This is a genomic window from Bartonella rochalimae ATCC BAA-1498 (genome assembly GCF_000706645.1).
Classification (GTDB): Bacteria; Pseudomonadota; Alphaproteobacteria; order Rhizobiales; family Rhizobiaceae; genus Bartonella; species Bartonella rochalimae.
Genome location: NZ_KL407337.1, coordinates 165,969 through 183,664, shown reverse-complemented (window position 1 = coordinate 183,664; position 17,696 = coordinate 165,969). Strand labels below are relative to the sequence as shown.

At 34.3% G+C, this 17,696-nt stretch carries 12 protein-coding genes and 1 tRNA gene; 4 read left to right on the top strand and 9 right to left on the bottom strand.

What is annotated here, in order from left to right; genetic code table 11:
- The first annotated feature begins 1,350 nt into the window (after positions 1-1,350).
- On the top strand, positions 1,351-1,584 hold the full coding sequence (gene rpsU / locus O99_RS00785; protein ID WP_035005704.1) for a 30S ribosomal protein S21: 234 nt from the start codon (positions 1,351-1,353) through the stop codon (positions 1,582-1,584).
- Between the two features lie 357 nt (positions 1,585-1,941).
- On the opposite strand, the gene O99_RS00780 is transcribed toward rpsU, so the two are convergent.
- Together O99_RS00780 and O99_RS00775 are read right to left on the bottom strand one after the other, a co-directional pair.
- The gene (locus tag O99_RS00780; RefSeq protein ID WP_035005703.1) at positions 1,942-3,315 is read right to left on the bottom strand and encodes a glutamate--cysteine ligase; all 1,374 of its coding nucleotides are present in this window, start codon (positions 3,313-3,315) and stop codon (positions 1,942-1,944) included.
- 28 nt (positions 3,316-3,343) lie between these two features.
- On the bottom strand, positions 3,344-4,126 hold the full coding sequence (locus O99_RS00775) for a 16S rRNA (uracil(1498)-N(3))-methyltransferase (RefSeq protein WP_051668835.1): 783 nt from the start codon (positions 4,124-4,126) through the stop codon (positions 3,344-3,346).
- Positions 4,127-4,359: 233 nt separating this feature from the next.
- Here O99_RS00775 and O99_RS06865 point away from each other — a divergent pair, with 233 nt between their 5' ends.
- Positions 4,360-4,509, top strand: a complete 150-nt coding sequence (locus O99_RS06865; protein WP_167884991.1) for a hypothetical protein — start codon at positions 4,360-4,362, stop codon at positions 4,507-4,509.
- 101 nt (positions 4,510-4,610) lie between these two features.
- Here O99_RS06865 and O99_RS00770 read toward each other — a convergent pair whose 3' ends face one another.
- A complete protein-coding gene (locus O99_RS00770; protein WP_035005701.1) occupies positions 4,611-6,503 on the bottom strand; it encodes an AsmA family protein in 1,893 nt (630 codons plus the stop codon).
- A gap of 323 nt (positions 6,504-6,826) precedes the next feature.
- On the opposite strand from O99_RS00770, the gene folD reads away from it, so the two are divergent.
- Positions 6,827-7,726 carry a bifunctional methylenetetrahydrofolate dehydrogenase/methenyltetrahydrofolate cyclohydrolase FolD gene (gene folD, locus O99_RS00765; RefSeq protein ID WP_035005700.1) on the top strand — a complete coding sequence of 300 codons (900 nt, stop codon included), beginning with the start codon at positions 6,827-6,829 and terminating at the stop codon, positions 7,724-7,726.
- Positions 7,727-8,260: 534 nt separating this feature from the next.
- Here the strand turns inward: folD and pgl are convergent.
- From pgl to O99_RS00740, 5 genes are all read right to left on the bottom strand, one after another.
- Entirely contained in the window at positions 8,261-8,983 is a 723-nt protein-coding gene (gene pgl / locus O99_RS00760) for a 6-phosphogluconolactonase (protein ID WP_035005698.1), read from the bottom strand.
- Positions 8,984-9,589: 606 nt separating this feature from the next.
- On the bottom strand, positions 9,590-10,873 hold the full coding sequence (locus O99_RS00755; RefSeq protein ID WP_035005697.1) for an NAD(P)/FAD-dependent oxidoreductase: 1,284 nt from the start codon (positions 10,871-10,873) through the stop codon (positions 9,590-9,592).
- Between the two features lie 11 nt (positions 10,874-10,884).
- The gene (locus O99_RS00750; RefSeq protein ID WP_035005695.1) at positions 10,885-12,288 is read right to left on the bottom strand and encodes a glutamine synthetase family protein; all 1,404 of its coding nucleotides are present in this window, start codon (positions 12,286-12,288) and stop codon (positions 10,885-10,887) included.
- A 201-nt stretch (positions 12,289-12,489) separates the two neighbouring features.
- A tRNA-His gene (locus O99_RS00745) sits at positions 12,490-12,566 on the bottom strand.
- A 102-nt stretch (positions 12,567-12,668) separates the two neighbouring features.
- Entirely contained in the window at positions 12,669-13,757 is a 1,089-nt protein-coding gene (locus O99_RS00740; RefSeq protein ID WP_035005694.1) for a quinone-dependent dihydroorotate dehydrogenase, read from the bottom strand.
- 431 nt (positions 13,758-14,188) lie between these two features.
- Here O99_RS00740 and mscL point away from each other — a divergent pair, with 431 nt between their 5' ends.
- Entirely contained in the window at positions 14,189-14,602 is a 414-nt protein-coding gene (gene mscL, locus O99_RS00735) for a large conductance mechanosensitive channel protein MscL (RefSeq protein WP_035005692.1), read from the top strand.
- A gap of 437 nt (positions 14,603-15,039) precedes the next feature.
- On the opposite strand, the gene O99_RS00730 is transcribed toward mscL, so the two are convergent.
- A complete protein-coding gene (locus O99_RS00730; protein ID WP_035005690.1) occupies positions 15,040-17,616 on the bottom strand; it encodes a DNA translocase FtsK in 2,577 nt (858 codons plus the stop codon).
- Positions 17,617-17,696: the final 80 nt, after the last annotated feature.

The following is a 17,696-nucleotide window of genomic DNA, read 5'->3' as shown; positions in this document are numbered from 1 at the left end:
CACCTCAAACGATCAATGCACACCTCAAACGATCAATGCACACCTCAAACGATCAATGCACACCTCAAACGATCAATGCACACCTCAAACGATCAGCGCACACCTTTCAGCTTTTTTAAAACTTAACGATTATTATTTACAGTAATAAATACAAAGTATTTTAAATATCGTTTAACTTATTGTCAATATGTTTTTTATTATAAAAAATATTAATTATATATTTAGAATGATTAATAGCTTTTGTTTCTAAACCAATTATATAGAGATCAATTTTTAGATAATGAATGCCTTGGCAAAAAATCATTTTAAAAACAATTAAATTAGAACAAAGCAAACATAACTTTTATGAACATTGGATGTAGATTTTAAGAAAATATCTAAAATATAAGATCAGAAAAAAAGATATTATCACCTTATTATTAACGATTTTTCAAATATAAAACTGGTTTTTAGATTAACTATTGCTTGGAGATTTAACACTATCTGTTATTTTTGGATTTTCAAAATAATCCCGAGATCTGTTCTATTGTTTTAAAAGAGTCACCGATCATTTAAGAAGTGCTTACGCTATCACTTCTTCCATATACTTAAAAAATACAGATATATCCTATGATCACCAGAAAACATATAATTCCGGAAAATATGATGAGTTCTTTATCTTAAACTTTCATGACAAAATTTTCCAATTAACACATAATTTTTAGACATACGTTTCATTTACCGCATTGCATAATGAATTGCTATTTTTTCTTAAGTGTGTTGGAGTAAGCTCCATCTGAATTTCGTAACAAATTAAAATCTATTCTTATGCGCAGATTATCACCTTCCGATATCTGCAAAATCATAATGCTGATCCAATCTCCACCAATCTTTCCAATATCATAACAACAGCTACTCATGGCATTGAAACAAATAATAAACAACTTTTCAACAGCCGTTATATCCGTAGAAAATGTTTACCGTTCTCCCTTGTTGTTCTTGTACAAATAAAACAGTCAAAAGAATTGACCCTCCAACGCTAATTGATCGAACAACAAGAGTATGATTATATCATCAACATGTAAGTTAATATAGCAAAGTATTGCTTCTATTATTATCATTTAAGATAAAATGAAGTTATTATCAGGATAAAAATGACAAAAATTGTATTACAAACCTAGTCATACCCTAGAAAGAAAAGTACGTTAGCAAATGATAGCAAAAAGAATAGAGTTTTTGAAAAGCAATATAGACAAGCATCCTATTTATATGGTATATACTTTGTTCTATCTGATCTTTTGACCTAATAGTTTTAAGAGATTTTGGTTATTGCTTATTTATTTTTAATATTAAAACAAAGTAGGATAAGTTGTGCAGGTACTCGTTCGTGATAATAATGTTGAGCAAGCATTGCGTGCGTTGAAAAAAAAGATGCAGCGTGAAGGTATCTTTCGTGAAATGAAGATGCGTGGATACTACGAAAAACCATCAGAAAAGCGTGCTCGTGAAAAAGCAGAGGCTATTCGCCGCACACGTAAACTTGCTCGTAAACATGCACAAAGAGAAGGGCTGATCAGTGGCAGTCGTACTTGTTCTGCGCGATAAGCCTATTTTTATTGATATAATACAGTAGTTTAACTGAAAACATAAATAGGTGTGGAAGTTTGTGCGTAACTGCTTTTGTAATGCAAACTGTTTTATTTTAATGGCTAAGTATTATAAAATAATTTGGTTATTTTTTAGGAAATCATTACACTCATCTTATAGGACAAAGTAACTATATGCAAAGTATTCTTTATGATTCTTTGTGTCGGTAGAGTTTTATATCCCTATTTTTTATATGAACATTATACATATAAATCTGAATCGTTCAGATATAAGGCTGTGCTGAAACTAAATATAAAAAATAATAATTATACTATGTAGATTATTAACAAAAAGAGCTTTTTGATTTTAAATAATTTAATAAGCATACTCTAAGAATACTGGCTCCACAGACCTACCCCAAATAGAGTGATAATTAGATAAAAATTTATCAGCATTTGTTCTTCCCATTGCTACCACTTCCTCCAAAGGAGCTAGAAAATCTGTCTCATCAAAACCGTCAATATCATACTGATGGCGATTTTTTAAACCTTTACGTGAAATAGCAAGGGCATGACGTGCTAATTCTAAAATTATAGTCTGACGAAAAGGTGTTTTTAGCCCCTCTTTAGCAACGCGTGTATACATTTCTAAAACTTCTTCAAAGCACCAATCTTTCGTCAAAGCCTCTGCTTCATTTAGTGCCTCACTATCATAAAGAAGACCAACCCAAAAAGCAGATAATGCACAAATATGCTGTAAAGAACCACCATCAGCGCCTCTCATTTCCAAAAAGCGTTTTAACCGTACTTCTGGAAATAAAGTCGATAAATGATTAATCCAATCTCCTATCGTCGGTGCGAAATTCGCAATCTGCCTTCTTAAAGCTCCATTCATAAATTGGCGAAAAGTTATATGCGTACAATCATAATAATGCCCATCACGCACAACGAAATACATTGGTATATCAAGTGCCCATTCAACGTAATCAGAAAAACCAAAATACTCAGAAAATACGAAAGGGAGTATTCCTGTTCTCTGATTATCAGTATTATGCCAAACATGAGAACGCCAAGATAAAAAACCATTCGGGCGCCCCTCAGTAAAAGGGGAGCTAGCAAATAATGCTGTTGCAATAGATTGTAACTTCATTGCTACTTGCATTTTGCGTCGCATATCAGTCTCAGATGAAAAATCAAGATTCACCTGAATAGTTGCTGTTCTATACATCATATCAAGACCGTTATGACCAACTTTTGGCATATAATTGGTCATAATTTGGTAACGTGATTTGGGCATTCTTGGTGTTTCATCCAATGTCCATTTTGGACTAGCTCCCATACCTAAAAAACCAATACCTAGCGGCTGTGAAATTTTTTTGAGAAGCTCTAAATGCTTCATGACTTCACAGTAAGTATGACCAATTGTTTTCAGGGGTGCCCCAGATAACTCAAACTGTCCCCCAGGTTCTAAAGAAATAGCGCCTTGATCTACTGATCCTAGGATTCCAATAATATTCCCTTCATCTAAAATAGCCTCCCATCCTAAAGCTCCTTGCATTTTTTCCAATAACACTCGGATTCCTCTTGCGCCTTCATATGGAACAGGACGCAAACTATCTAAATAAAATGGAAACTTTTCATGTTCTGTACCGATACACCAATCATCCTCTGTTTTACAGCCCTCTTCGAAATAACGGACTAAAGAATCTAAGCCGTTAATTTCACTTTCATCAGTTGTATCAAGTGCCATAAATTATTTATCCTATTATCTAAGTATACTATTTCAATGAATTGTTTTGAATGATATTGCAAGTCTCTTGACCAATTGACCAATCCCCCATCGTAGCATTAACAAGAGTTAGTGCAGCAACAGCTGCGGTGTCAGCACGCAAAATACGCGGGCCTAATGATACAGAAAATACAAAAGGATATTTCTTTAAAAAAACTCGCTCCTCTTCACTAAAACCACCTTCTGGACCAATAAGAACGCCCAAAGGCTTTGTTCCATGCTTTCTTAAAAGAGGAATTGGATTATACGATTCGTTCAATTCATCACAAAAAAATAAAGCATGCGCTTTATCCCAATTTTCTAAAAATGTTTCTAATGATACAGCAGGTGCACATTTTGGCAAAGATAAAATACCGCATTGTTCAGAAGCTTCTATAATATTGGCCTCAATACGGGCCATATTAATACGAGTAACTTGTGTGTGATGGGTTATAACGGGATATAAAACAGATACCCCCATTTCTACAGCTTTTTGTATCACATAATCCAAACGCATATGCTTAAGGGGAGCAAAGCAATAAAAAAGATCCGAATGTATTGGCTGCAACCTCTCTTGACGTATAAGACGAGCCACCACAATTTTTTTTTTAATAAAAAGAAGTTTGGCAAGCCATTCACCATCCTGTCCATTAAAAAGCAAAATCTCAGCGCCTTCTTTCATACGCAAAACATGTATAAGATAAGAAGCTTGTTGCCCCTCTATTACTATTTCTTCGTTTAAAGCCAATAATTGCCGAACAAATAGTCTTTTCAATTTATAATTTGCACGCATAAAAAGTTTTTACCAGAGCTTTTTAAAATCGTCAAAAGAGTGCAGCAATAAAGAATAATCAATAAAAAATAAAATCTATAAAAACTAAATTATGAAAGAAAGATAAAATTTTTTTACTTTTATAAGATATAGCTGGAACAAATAAAATGTTAAACGATTTTTAGTTTCATAAAAATTCATAATTAATAATAACAGTATTGTACTGATAAACCACCTTGTAATTGGAGAGAAATATGTCTGTTCAAAAGGCTACAATTATCACTATTACCTCAATTCTAGCCTTTATTCTAGTTACTATAGGAATTAGTTCAGTTGGAGCAGATGAGACTTGCGCAATTATCCAAGATGGCTACTGTATTTCTACTCACTTCAGTACAATGTAGATACATTAGCATAAATAGACACGTAAGTATATTCTTAAAATTTTATATAAAACAATATTTCCTAAATATTCCTCACATTACCACCTAATAATGAAAAAATACTAATTTTCATGAATATTTTTCTTGACGAAAAAATTACCGAAAATTTTCTCTGTGGGACTGAATGAAAAAATTAAAGGTTGTACAAGACTATTATTGAGACACTCAATATCTTTGCATATAGTCTCTGAACGATTATTTTTCTGCAATTTTGCTCGTAATATCAAATCATTCTGTCCATTCTTAGTGTCAAAAGTTTCTATAGCTCTATGAATAAACAAATTCCAATCTTTAGTATGCATTAATGCTTCTGTTACAGATATTGTACCATCTAACAATTTCGCCTTAATATCCAAACGATCAAAATCTATTGAATGCTTCTGATCATACGTTAAAAGAAACTGTTCATTTTTTGAAAGTTTATTTTGCAAATCATTCAGATTATGCCCTATCACTTGACCAGAAAACATATTCAATGTTAACTGCCCTTGCATCTGAGTAAGAATTTTTGGCCAGCAACCAGGAAACATCTGCATTGTCATAATGAAGTTGGTTTTTGCTTGTAAAAGTGGAAAAAGTCCTAAAGCTAATGAAATAGCATGCGCATCAACAGAAGTGCCCGTAGCACTTCCTTTAATGTTTGCTCTTTTACCATCTGGAATAATCTGGATGTTACTTTGAATAGAACCACCAAAAATATTTACATTTCCAAGATCAAAAATGCCATATCCATTTTTAATTTGGATTACTGCAGCCAAATCGGTTAATGCAATACCACCTATTTTTGCTTGTGGGGCGGAAAGTCGTATATCTAATCCTATACGATTTAAAAAAGCGACATCAAAAAATTCATTTTTCTGTTCAGAGCAAAAAAGTAACAATTTCAAAATATCAAAATCAAGCTTATCAAAACCTAAAGACCCCATGAGAACAGGTACGTGATTTTTAAAATCAAATTCTAAGGCTCCACGTGCATTTGCTGTGCCCATTGTAAATATAACATTGCTCATTCGGACATGTGCCGGCTGTGCTAAAAAATCAGATTCCCATACAATAGGCATCTTTAACCCATGCCCCCAAAGCTGATTACCACCAATCCATGCGACTGTCTGATCCCAACCAGGAGAACGCAGCGAAACCTTCCCATCAAAAATATAATATTCAGATAACCGTGCCTGTCCCTTAAAAGTTATACCACCACGCACAGAATTGAAACTCACCTGAAGTGAGCTTTTTCCTCCTGCTAAAAGCAACAAAGCTTGATCAGCATTAATGAATAATTCGGTCAGCTCTCCATGCCAACGAGCTTTTGCACGAAACTGCATTGCCTGTGTTAATCCAGGCCAATCTATTGATGCATTTAATCCTGTTATTTGTTCCATTACAACAGAAGCATCATCACGATACATCAATGTACCATTTTCAATAACAATACGCCCAAAAGGTTGATTTAAAAGGCTCGCTACATCTGGATTATCAGGATTACGCTTAATAATTTCACGAGCACTCTGTATTGCCAAACCGAATGCACCTTGTGATCGCAAAAGTGTATCAAAAAAATCAGATATCGTTTTAGCAGGTTTATCCATAATAAATTTTGGATACATAATTCGTGTTTCTGAAAAAGAAATACGCCCCCAAAGAAGAGAAATCAAAGAAAGATCAACTTCTATCGATTCCACTTCCATTAAAGGTGCAGCTAAAGATGCAGCACTTTCCATTTTTGGTGTTAAAGTAACTCCTGAAAGAAATGCTTTTGGATAAGGAAAAATTTTCAATTTTGGAAGATCACGTAATTGAACACTATAGCCAGTCCATACGCTTAAATCCTGTGCCAAACGGATACGAATCGCGTCTGTTGATACAATATAGGGCACAATAATAACTGCAGCCCCAACTAAAAAAACAATTGCGATAAAAATTCCACTTAAAAATTTTATTATTTTAATGCGCACAATTTTCCTCTAAGCTTTCGTTCTTATCACAAACTAAAATCAAATAAAATGAAAGTTCAGAAAATTTTTTAGGATCTTGAAATCTATTTATATATATTAAAAGTTGAATTATTTCCATTTTTATCGAAATCTTATTGGAACAGAGATATTATTATCTTTTCATCAAACAATTCATTTTAAATACCTTCATCATGTTAAAAAAACACATAAGAACCGTTGAGCCGCTTTTTTTATTCCAACTTAAACATTGCTATAAAACTCTATTTTATAATCAGTAAATGCTTTATACAAAACCAAATAGCCTTATCGAAAGGATCCCTCTTATGGATAATATTATTGATGGCAAAAAACTTGCCGAAGACATTCTTGTCAAAGTTAAAAATGAGACAGAAAAACTCTACAATAATTATAAAATACAACCTGGTATCGCTGTTATTATTGTAGGAGACGACCCCGCAAGCCAAATTTATGTTTCATCAAAAAGTAAAAAGGCTGAAGAATGCGGCTTTCTTTCAGTCAAACATGTGATGCCCAAAGAAACAAAAGAAAAAGAGCTTCTTCAGCTTATCGAAACATTAAATTCTGATCCTAAAATCCATGGCATTTTGGTGCAACTGCCTCTCCCTACTCACATCAATACAAACAATATAACACAAACTATCGCTGTCGAGAAAGATGTTGATGGTTTCCACTATATAAATATAGGAAAACTTGCAGCAAACATCTTCGAAGACACAATCGTTCCTTGCACACCAGCTGGGATCTTGATGATGATTCAACAAAAATGTGGCAAAGATTTATCCGGTCTTGATGCCGTCATCGTCGGACGATCTAATATTGTTGGCAAACCCATGGCGGCCCTCTTAACAGCCGTCAATGCCACAGTAACAATTGCGCATAGTCGTACCCGTGATCTTGATGAAGTGTGCCGTAGTGCTGATATTTTAGTAGTAGCTGTTGGTCGTCCAAGGTTGATTAAAAAGGAATGGGTTAAAAAAGGAGCAGTTATTATCGATGTTGGTATTAATCGAATTGAAACATCAGAAAAAAATACAATGAAACCCTATATTGTTGGCGATGTTGATTTTGAAGAAGTTAGGGAAATAGCTACTGCCATAACTCCTGTGCCAGGAGGTGTTGGCCCTATGACCATTGCCATGCTTATGGTCAATACGCTTAAGGCTGCCGCCCGAGCCCATAAATTACCTGTACCAGAATTCTAAAAATTTTACGCACCTTTATTACATGAATAATAAATTTTTATATTTTAATAATGCTATAATAGAAAATATTTTTGAGCTGCACAGCGTACTGATATTCATATATAATGCACGTATATTTATGCTATATCTATTATTAAAAGATCTTACGATATGATATTCCGACGTTCAATTACCTGATTACCTGCAATGATTAAATAATCCTATAAACATCACAGAAAATCGCATTACCGCTCTCCATCAACACAACAGAAATATCATCAAAAGTGTTTAATGCTATAAGAGATGGATTGTTGTTGGATACTTTGAATATATAATCATCTGCAGCGCAATCATTTCCACCAATAATACATTGAGAGAAGTTTTCTTTGCATCTCAAGCTAAAGAAGATTTCAGCGCCAGCATAAAATGCTAACAAACACCTTACTTAACCATAGAAATTGTTTTTGAAAAAATATCTCTATTTCTTATTAACTTGCATATTTAATTGTCAGAAAAAGCATTTCATTTTACGATATTTTCATTATTTTTTACTTCTTATATTTCATCTTCGGCAGGTGAGCAGTAGACTTGAATCAGGTGACGGGCATGCTGCAAAACTGCTCGGATAGGCATTTTCATTTCAGATCCATTTTGACAAGCTTCTTCGAAACAAGCATATTTTTGAGCCCCTTCAAAATGAAGAGCAATAAAACGAGATTGAATTATAACCGGCAAAGTCAATGTCAATCTTGGTTCAATAGCACTCCTAGCATAAATAGGTAAAACAAGTGCTTGTGATTGGAGATCAAGGGCTTGCTCTAAACGATCACTATCTGGAAAAAAAGAAGCAGTATGTCCATCAATACCCATTCCTAAAACAGTAACATCAAACGGCATAGGCAAAGTGTTCACACGATTAGCCGCTGAAAAAGCCGCAAGCTCAGCAGTCACTGCTTTATGATAAAGTCCTACGAAACGTGCTTTAGCAGCAAAATTTTGTAACAAATAACGCCGTACACAATACTCATTTGAACGCTCATCGCTAACAGGGACAAAGCGTTCATCAACCAAAGTTATAATAACATTTTGCCAATCAATATCAACTTTCGACAAATAATGAAAAAACAGCTCTGGTGTTTTTCCACCAGAAACAGCTAAAATTGCTTGTTTACGCTCAAGAATAGAGATGCTAAGCTCTGCTGCAACCCTATCCGTTAACGCCAATGCTAAAGCAGAAGGTGTTTCAAAATTTAAACGGTTGATATTCATTTCATACATTATTATCATCCCAAATAAGTTATTCTACACGCACCTATCACGTTCATTCAAAATAGTTAAAATAAAATCCTCTCAATGAACGAGAATTTGCTTATGCATAGAAGGGCTGATTGTCTTTCATTCTTTAAGAATTGGGTCAATCCAACATCCAATAACTTCATCACAATGCACAAAAAATGTTTTATTTTGCATATAACCCCAATCAATAAGCGTTCACAAACGCTAGAAATTATTCTCAGAAAACGCATCTGAAAATTCAGATTTCATGATATATAATAGAACTACAGATTTATTGAAACTGAATCCTTCATTATCAAATTATAGATAACTATTTAACCGATTAGAATTTTTTTACATGCATATGAAAAGTATTATGAAAAATAAGTTATAAAATCACAGAAAATTTAGACATATTCTTATCTATCTATAAATAAAAATTGTCTTCGTTTATAAAAAATTATTCATCATAATCTTACGAACTATAATGTTTCTCTATCACTTACCTCTTTTCATAAATCATATAAATATAGTCTTACAAAAACCATACTACAAAGCAGATAGACACGAAATAAATCATTAACTTTCTTCATTTCAAATCATGACTAATTAAAAACGATCCATCAACGAAAACCAATTCATAGCTAAAAATATAAGTGGATAACGCAAAAATTTTCCACCTGGAAAAGAAGAAATTTTTAAATCTTGAAAATATGCAAAACGCTCATGCTTTCCAGACAACCATTCAGCATATAATTTCCCTATAAAGGGGGCCAGCATAACCCCATGCCCTGAATATCCTCCACAATAAGTAAAACCTGGCATAATTTGGCGAACATAAGGCATACGTTCAACTGTAATAGCTACTGTCCCCCCCCAACAATGAGTTAAATTTATAGACCGTAATTGAGGATAAATTTCAATAATTTGCCGATATATACGCTCATTTAAGTTAGCCGGATACCGATGATCATAACTTTCTACTCCCCCAAATAATAAGCGATTATCAATACTTTTGCGAAAATAACGAACCATGAAACGAGAATCATCTACAGCTTCACCGTTTGAAAGAATTGAACTATGTTTTGGTAATGGCTCTGTCGCTCCAATATATGAGCGAATAGAAACAATATTCTTCTCAACAAAATGTTGGAGCCCAAGTTTATAGGCATTGGTTGCTAATAAAACATTCTCAGCCGTAATGTTCGCCAACTCTGTTCTTACTACATACTGATTTCTCTTTCGTTCTATCCCTGTTACTTGGGTTTTTTCATAAAGTTTAGCACCAGCCTCTTTTGCTTTTTTTGCCAACCAAACAACAAATTTTAAAGGATTGATATGACCAGTTTCTGTATCATAGAGACCACCATGATAAAAAGATGAGCCAAGTCGCTCAGCGGTTTCATTTTTATTCATAAAAGTAAGGTTAGAATAACCATAACGCTGTAATGTCTCAACATGCTGCTGATAAGTTATAATTTCACGTTTTTTATGGATAACTGAAAGCTGCCCTATCATAAAATCAATTTTACAATCAGGCCTACTACACCAAGAAAAAATATCTTTTTTAGCTTCTTCAGCTAAATCAAACAGTGCTTTACTTCTTTCAAAACCGTATTTTTTCTCTAACGTTTCTACCCATTGTCGTTGCCCTGTCCCCAATTGCCCCCCATTCCTTCCAGAAGCTCCATCGCCAAAACGTGAAGCCTCACATAAAATAACACTAACTCCATTTTTAGCTAAGTGATAAGCAGCTGAAAGCCCAGTAAAACCACCTCCAATAATAACCACATCACACTGTGCTTGTTCGTCAACGAATGGATACGAAGGACGTTCTTTTAAAGTATCTTCATACCAAGAATGTCCAGGAGAAACGGGATTATAATCACTCATAATAGAAATACTTAAACATTCAGCAGAAGATATTCACGCTCCCATGGACTAATAACTTCCATAAAAATTTCAAATTCTTGTCGTTTAATAGCAGCGTAAGTGCTCACAAATGTATCTCCTAAAATAGCACGCAATTCTTTATCTTGTTCAAATAAATTAACAGCTTCAATAAGACCACGCGGTAATTCGATATTATCAGCATTTACAGTTTTTATTGTTGGGTTATCCGGCTCAATTTTTTGTTGCAAACCAATGAGGCCACAAGCCAAAGAAGCTGCAAGTGCCAAATAAGGATTAGCATCTGATGAAGGAATTCTATTCTCAACACGCCGTCCTTGTGGAACAGAACTTGGCACACGAAAAGCTGTTGTACGATTATCATATCCCCATCGCAAATTCACCGGTGCTGAGATTCCAGGCATGAGCCGCCGATAAGAATTAACATAAGGAGCAAGCATAACAAGAGCTCCTGCCATATGCCTTTGTAACCCACCAATAAAGTAGCGAAAATATACACTTTCTCCACCATCCTCTTTTGTAAAAATATTCGCACCTGTCTCTTGATTGATCACAGATTGATGAATATGCATAGCAGATCCTGGCTGCCCCTGGATAGGCTTTGCCATAAATGTTGCATACATATTATGTTTAAGTGCTGCTTCACGGATAGTTCGTTTAAACATAAAAACTTGGTCAGCTAATTCAATAGGATCACCATGACGTAAATTAATTTCGAATTGACCAGCCCCTTCTTCATGAATAAGTGTATCAATTTCTAATCCTTGTGCTTCTGAAAAATGATAAATATCATCAATCACTTCATCAAATTCATTCACACCAGCAATTGAATATCCTTGCCCTCCCCCAATTGCACGCCCAGAGCGACCAACTGGAGATACCAAAGGATAATCAGGATCGGGATTCTTTTGTACAAAATAAAATTCAATTTCTGGTGCAACAACTGGCTTTAAACCCATCTGAGTATAAAAATCAATCACTGTTCTCAAAACATTACGCGGTGTATACTCAACAGCCTGTCCATTTTGATAGATAAGATCACAAATCACTTGTGCTGTAGGAGCCTCTTCCCATGGAACAATGGTCAATGTAGAAAGATCAGGCTCAAGGCGTAAATCACCGTCTGCTTTTGGATACTCAAAACCATTGCCATCTTCTGGATAGTTTCCTGAAATTGTTGACATAAAAACAGACGAAGGTAATGCTAATGATGTATCCGACGTGAACTTTTTAGAAAGCATCATCTTGCCACGTGCTACCCCTGCTTGATCGGGTGTAATACACTCGATATCCTCTACGTTGCGAAATGCAAGCCATTGTGAAACTTGCTTCCAATCCTTTACACCACGTAAATTTTCAAGAAAATCAGAAATAGACTTACAATTTTCATTCTTCATTTGTTTACTTTTTCACAGTCATAACGCACCAATTCAAAAAAACTCAGCTCTCTTTGTTATAACATCATTTTATATAATCAATATTATGCAAAAATTGCATCAGCTTAATTTTTATTTAAAGAACATAATAACGCTTATCAAGGAAAATACATCTAACGGTTTTCTAAAATACCGTTTAATTTTGCTAAACACAGTGAAAAATGGTACGGTTGGTGGGATTTGAACCTACGACCTCTGGTGCCACAAACCAGCGCTCTAACCAACTGAGCTACAACCGCATAAATACTTACTTTTTGTTTGTGTGACATACGGAAGATCAAAAGAGTTTGCAAGCCCCTTTAAACAAAACTTACATTTTTTATCAAAAAACAACAATTTTATTATAAAGAGAGTGCACATTTTGCCCAATTGTCAACATTATAATCGCGATAAGCTGTTATATTATCAACACCCTCTTGCTGCATCAACTTTAAAATTTCTTCCATAATGGTTACAGCAATATTTGGTCCTTCATAAATCATTCCACTATAAATTTGTATCAAATCTGCACCAGCTTTAACTTTTTCCAAAGCTGTTTGTGCATCCCTCACACCACCGACACCAATAATTGCAATATCTTTTCCTAATTTTTTACGCATTTTTGCAAGAACAATAGTAGAACGTTCAAATAATGGACGTCCTGATAGCCCACCTTCTTCATCAATCCACCTGCTATCTGTGAGTCCCCTACGCGAAAGAGTCGTGTTAGAAATAATTAAACCATCAAAATCAGAAGCACTTATTTCTTGAGCCACATCATCTAATTCCTTCTCCGTCAAATCAGGAGCAATTTTCAAAAAAATCGGAATAGAGAATCCATGTTTTTCCTTTTGTTCGCTACGTGCTTGCGAAATTGCTTGAATCAAAAAATGCAAGCTATCACGGATCTGCAAATTACGTAAACCTGGTGTATTAGGTGAAGAAACATTAAGCGCAAAATAATCAGCAACATCGTAAAAGCAAGCAATACCAGAAACATAATCGTCAATCCTATTTACTGCATCCTTATTCGCACCAATATTGACTCCTACAATACCAACACGTTTCCGTGCACAAAGCTTACGATAAACAGTTTGGTATCCGTCATTATTAAAACCCATTCTATTAATAATAGCTTCATCTTCTATCAAGCGGAAAAGCCGTGGTTTTGGATTCCCAACCTGTGGTTTTGGTGTAACTGTACCAATTTCAGTAAAACCAAACCCTAAGCGTAAAATAGAATCTACAACTTCTGCATTTTTATCAAAGCCTGCAGCAAGGCCAATAAAATTTTCAAAAGTAAGTCCTAAAATATTGACACATAAACGCTTATCAAAAATCTTTTGACAACAACCCAGTCCACTTTTTAATCCAGAAATAGCTAAATGATGCGCACGCTCTGGATCTAACATAAATAAAGCGGAACGACCAATACAACGAAAGAAACCCATAAATCTGCCTTTATACAATAAAATCTATCTTTTGCATTTTATTGAAATTTTTGACATCAAAAACCACCAATAAAGACAAAATAGCATACAAATGATAAAATAAATCTCTATAGTACAAAAATGTACAATATAATTTAAGGGATTAACTTTACTCTTATAAATATTGAAAAAGTCAGATAAATCATCGAAGTGAACTTATACATCTAACATATTTTCATGATTTTTAATATAGGTATTTCACTATAAAATATCTTTAATATTAGCGTAAAATAAAACATTTAGTAGAGCATTTTCATTATCATAAGAATATTGTAAAATATTGTTGATATCTACACTATAATTGAGCAAGAAAATTAAAATTACTCTTTTCTTTTTTATTAAAAGCGATAGTTAAAATTGTTATACATCGCAAATATAAATAGGAAAACACAATGCTTAAAGAATTCAAAGAATTTGCCTTAAAAGGAAATATGATTGATTTAGCTATCGGTGTCATTATAGGAGGCGCTTTTGGTGGTCTAGTTAATTCAATTGTTAATGATATTTTTATGCCAGTTATTGGTCTTATCACAGGTGGTATTGACTTCTCTAATATGTTTATTCAACTCGCAGGTGAAAAACAAGCAACCCTAAATGCTGCGAAAGAAGCAGGAGCAACCATTAGCTATGGAAATTTTATAACACTTCTTATCAATTTTCTGATTATTGCTTGGGTTCTTTTCCTTTTTGTCAAAGGTATCAATAAAATTCGCCGTCAACAAAAAGAAGCAGAAAATCCAACAGACATGTCTCTTGAAGAAAAACTTTTAACAGAAATCCGCGATTTATTAGCCAATAAAAAATAAGTTTACATATATAGCTCTTTAGTCATGGAACATAGAAAAATAATTCTGACCTTTGTTCCGTGATTAAGTTTTTAAAATAATAAGTTTGATTCCCAATCCCTTTTACACTATTTGGCACCTAATAAAATCGAAACCGGTTCCAATAAGCGCTTACACAATGCCTACTATCTATTTGATCATAAAGCTATATCGTTCGTACAATTTCTTATCGTCTCTATTGCAACTGTTATCTCTCATTACAATTTTGAAGTCTGTTTTTCCTCTATAAGAATAGATGGGTGACAATTTATTAAACTGAAATCTTCAAATAGTTCTTTTACTCTACCACTTTTTATTCAATCTTATGAAGATTTACCATAAAATATGAGCTTTTAAAAATGAATCATTTAGCTCTAATATAGATCTGATAGTTATAAGATATTAATATCGCTTTTAAATCACTTACTAAGCAAAATTTCACGTTTCCCTACATGATTAGCAGCCCCAACAATACCCTCTTCTTCCATTCGTTCTACAAGAGCAGCCGCTTTATTATAGCCAATTGAAAGACGACGCTGAATATAAGACGTTGAACATTTTTTATCACGCAATACAATTTTAACTGCTTGCACATAAAGCTCTTCACCATCTTCACTAGAATTTCCTGCTGCAACAATTTCAGAAACAGAATCAGCAACTTCAGAATCGTCATCATCCTCCTCACTATCTGTTACTGTTGCTAAATAATCAGGTTTCCCCTGCTTTTTAAGGTGTGCAACAACTGACTCTACTTCTTTATCAGAAACAAAAGGTCCATGCACACGCACAATACGGCCACCACCAACCATGTGAAGCATATCTCCCTGCCCTAAAAGGGTTTCAGCACCTTGTTCACCTAAAATTGTACGACTATCAATTTTCGATGTAACTTGAAAAGAAATACGAGTAGGAAAATTTGCCTTAATTGTGCCTGTAATTACATCAACAGAAGGGCGCTGTGTAGCCATAATAAGATGAATACCAGCAGCCCGAGCCATTTGTGCTAAACGTTGAATAGCGCCTTCAATCTCTTTACCTGCCACCATCATGAGATCCGCCATTTCATCAACAATAACAACAATATAAGGCAACTGTGTCAAATCCATAGTTTCTTCATGATAAAGTATTTCTCCACTTTCCTTATCAAAGCCCGACTGTACAGTACACATAATTGTCTCACCTTTTTCCACAGCAAGCGCAACCCGTGCATTAAAACCATCAATATTACGTACACCCAATTTAGCCATTTTTCGGTAACGTTCTTCCATTTCACGAACCACCCATTTTAAAGCCGTTACAGCTTTTTTAGGATCAGTTACAACAGGTGTTAGAAGATGAGGAATACCATCATAAATAGATAATTCCAGCATTTTAGGATCAACCATAATCAAACGACACTGCTCTGGCGAAAGTCGATAAAGAATCGACAAAATCATTGTATTAATAGCAACTGACTTTCCTGATCCTGTCGTTCCAGCAACTAATAAATGAGGCATTTTTGCCAATTCTGCTGTTACAGGATCACCATTAATCCCTTTCCCTAAAGCGAGAGCTAATTTAAATTTGCTATCACCAAAAGTACTTGATTGAATTAATTCGCGCAAATAAACAGTCTCACGAACTGCATTTGGCAACTCAATTCCAATAACATTCCGTCCAGGAATCACAGCAACACGAGCAGAAATAGCAGACATAGAACGAGCAATATCATCAGAAAGGCCAATAACACGTGATGATTTAACCCCAGCTGCTGGTTCAAATTCGTACATTGTTACCACTGGCCCTGGGCGAACATGAATAATTTCACCCTTAATGCCAAAATCTTCTAAAACACTTTCCAAAAGCCCTGCACTACGCTCCAATGTTTCTTGCGAAATAATTGCGCCATCCTTAAAAACAGGTTCTTGTAATAAATCAATTGGAGGAAATTCATAAGCACCGCAGTTTACAGAATGCAAACTTGGTATAAAAGCTGAATCACGACCACGAAATGGTACACCTGTCGTTTTCTGTCCGCTTTCTTTTTCTCTCATTGGAGAAGCATTCACTATATCCTCTCTTACTGTTATGCAATCAGTAACATGGGACAAGTTATTATGCGCTACAGCATCCGTTATATTGTTTGCTTCATAAATAGATTCTTCAACAACAGAAGAATCTTGGCTCTTTATAACTTCATTATCTTCGTCTTTCAAAGAAGATTCAACATGACACATTTGAATTTCTTGAACAACTTCACTTTCCGTATAATTCAAATCAAAAATTTTTTCAGAATCCTTGATCTCTCCTGTTGAAGCTTTTGATTCACCCATATTACAAAGCTGAGGATGATGAAATTCAAACACACGATAAAAAGCAGTAATTGATTCATCAATAACAGAATCAGTCTCCAATAAATCTTTATTATGAATAAAATTAACCAATGCTTCTTCTCTTGAAGTCTTCTGATTAATTTGTCCTAATATAAAAGGATCGCACTCAAAAAATGCATCATCAGACAAATAATCAGATAGATATAACGTATGATCTGTTTTTTGGGTTACGTTTTCTTCTTCTATCACAGATGAATGATGTACTCTATTTTCTTTAATTGGCGTAACCATAGTCTGTTGTATAAATTGTTTAAAAGCAGCTGAAGAATAAAGCGATGCTTTCTTTTCAGACAACGAAATATTTATTTCATTTTCTGTCAATTGAGATTCCATTTCCACCCTATCTAATTTCGTCATATCCGTAAATTTTTGCTGCTTTTTCCCCGTAAAACCTTTAAATTGTTTTGCAAAAATTGGATCTGTTTCTATACGACGACGCAAAATCTCTACTTCTGGTGTTCGGGTAAAACGTACGTTCTGCCCAAGAGAAAATGCTTTTTTCCACACCGCAGGATAAGAAAGCATTTCAACAACATTCGCTGATGAATCTTTTTTTGATACATCTTCTTCACTTTTATCAGCAGGACAAGACGTAGAAATAGATTTTGTTTTCAAATGACGCATGATAACCAACAAATTATAGAAATGAGAATAATTATTTTACAAAGAGAATACGTAATTTTATATTATGAAGGTTAATAACC

Bases quoted from the DNA above. Each gene is read 5' to 3' on its own strand.
- O99_RS00740 (WP_035005694.1), bottom strand. From the start codon at position 13,757: ATGGGTTTCTTTCGTTGTATTGGTCGTTCCGCTTTATTTATGTTAGAT.
- O99_RS00780 (WP_035005703.1), bottom strand. From the start codon at position 3,315: ATGGCACTTGATACAACTGATGAAAGTGAAATTAACGGCTTAGATTCT.
- O99_RS06865 (WP_167884991.1), top strand. From the start codon at position 4,360: ATGTCTGTTCAAAAGGCTACAATTATCACTATTACCTCAATTCTAGCC.
- folD (WP_035005700.1), top strand. From the start codon at position 6,827: ATGGATAATATTATTGATGGCAAAAAACTTGCCGAAGACATTCTTGTC.
- mscL (WP_035005692.1), top strand. From the start codon at position 14,189: ATGCTTAAAGAATTCAAAGAATTTGCCTTAAAAGGAAATATGATTGAT.
- O99_RS00750 (WP_035005695.1), bottom strand. From the start codon at position 12,288: ATGAAGAATGAAAATTGTAAGTCTATTTCTGATTTTCTTGAAAATTTA.
- O99_RS00730 (WP_035005690.1), bottom strand. From the start codon at position 17,616: ATGCGTCATTTGAAAACAAAATCTATTTCTACGTCTTGTCCTGCTGAT.
- pgl (WP_035005698.1), bottom strand. From the start codon at position 8,983: ATGTATGAAATGAATATCAACCGTTTAAATTTTGAAACACCTTCTGCT.
- O99_RS00775 (WP_051668835.1), bottom strand. From the start codon at position 4,126: ATGCGTGCAAATTATAAATTGAAAAGACTATTTGTTCGGCAATTATTG.
- O99_RS00755 (WP_035005697.1), bottom strand. From the start codon at position 10,873: ATGAGTGATTATAATCCCGTTTCTCCTGGACATTCTTGGTATGAAGAT.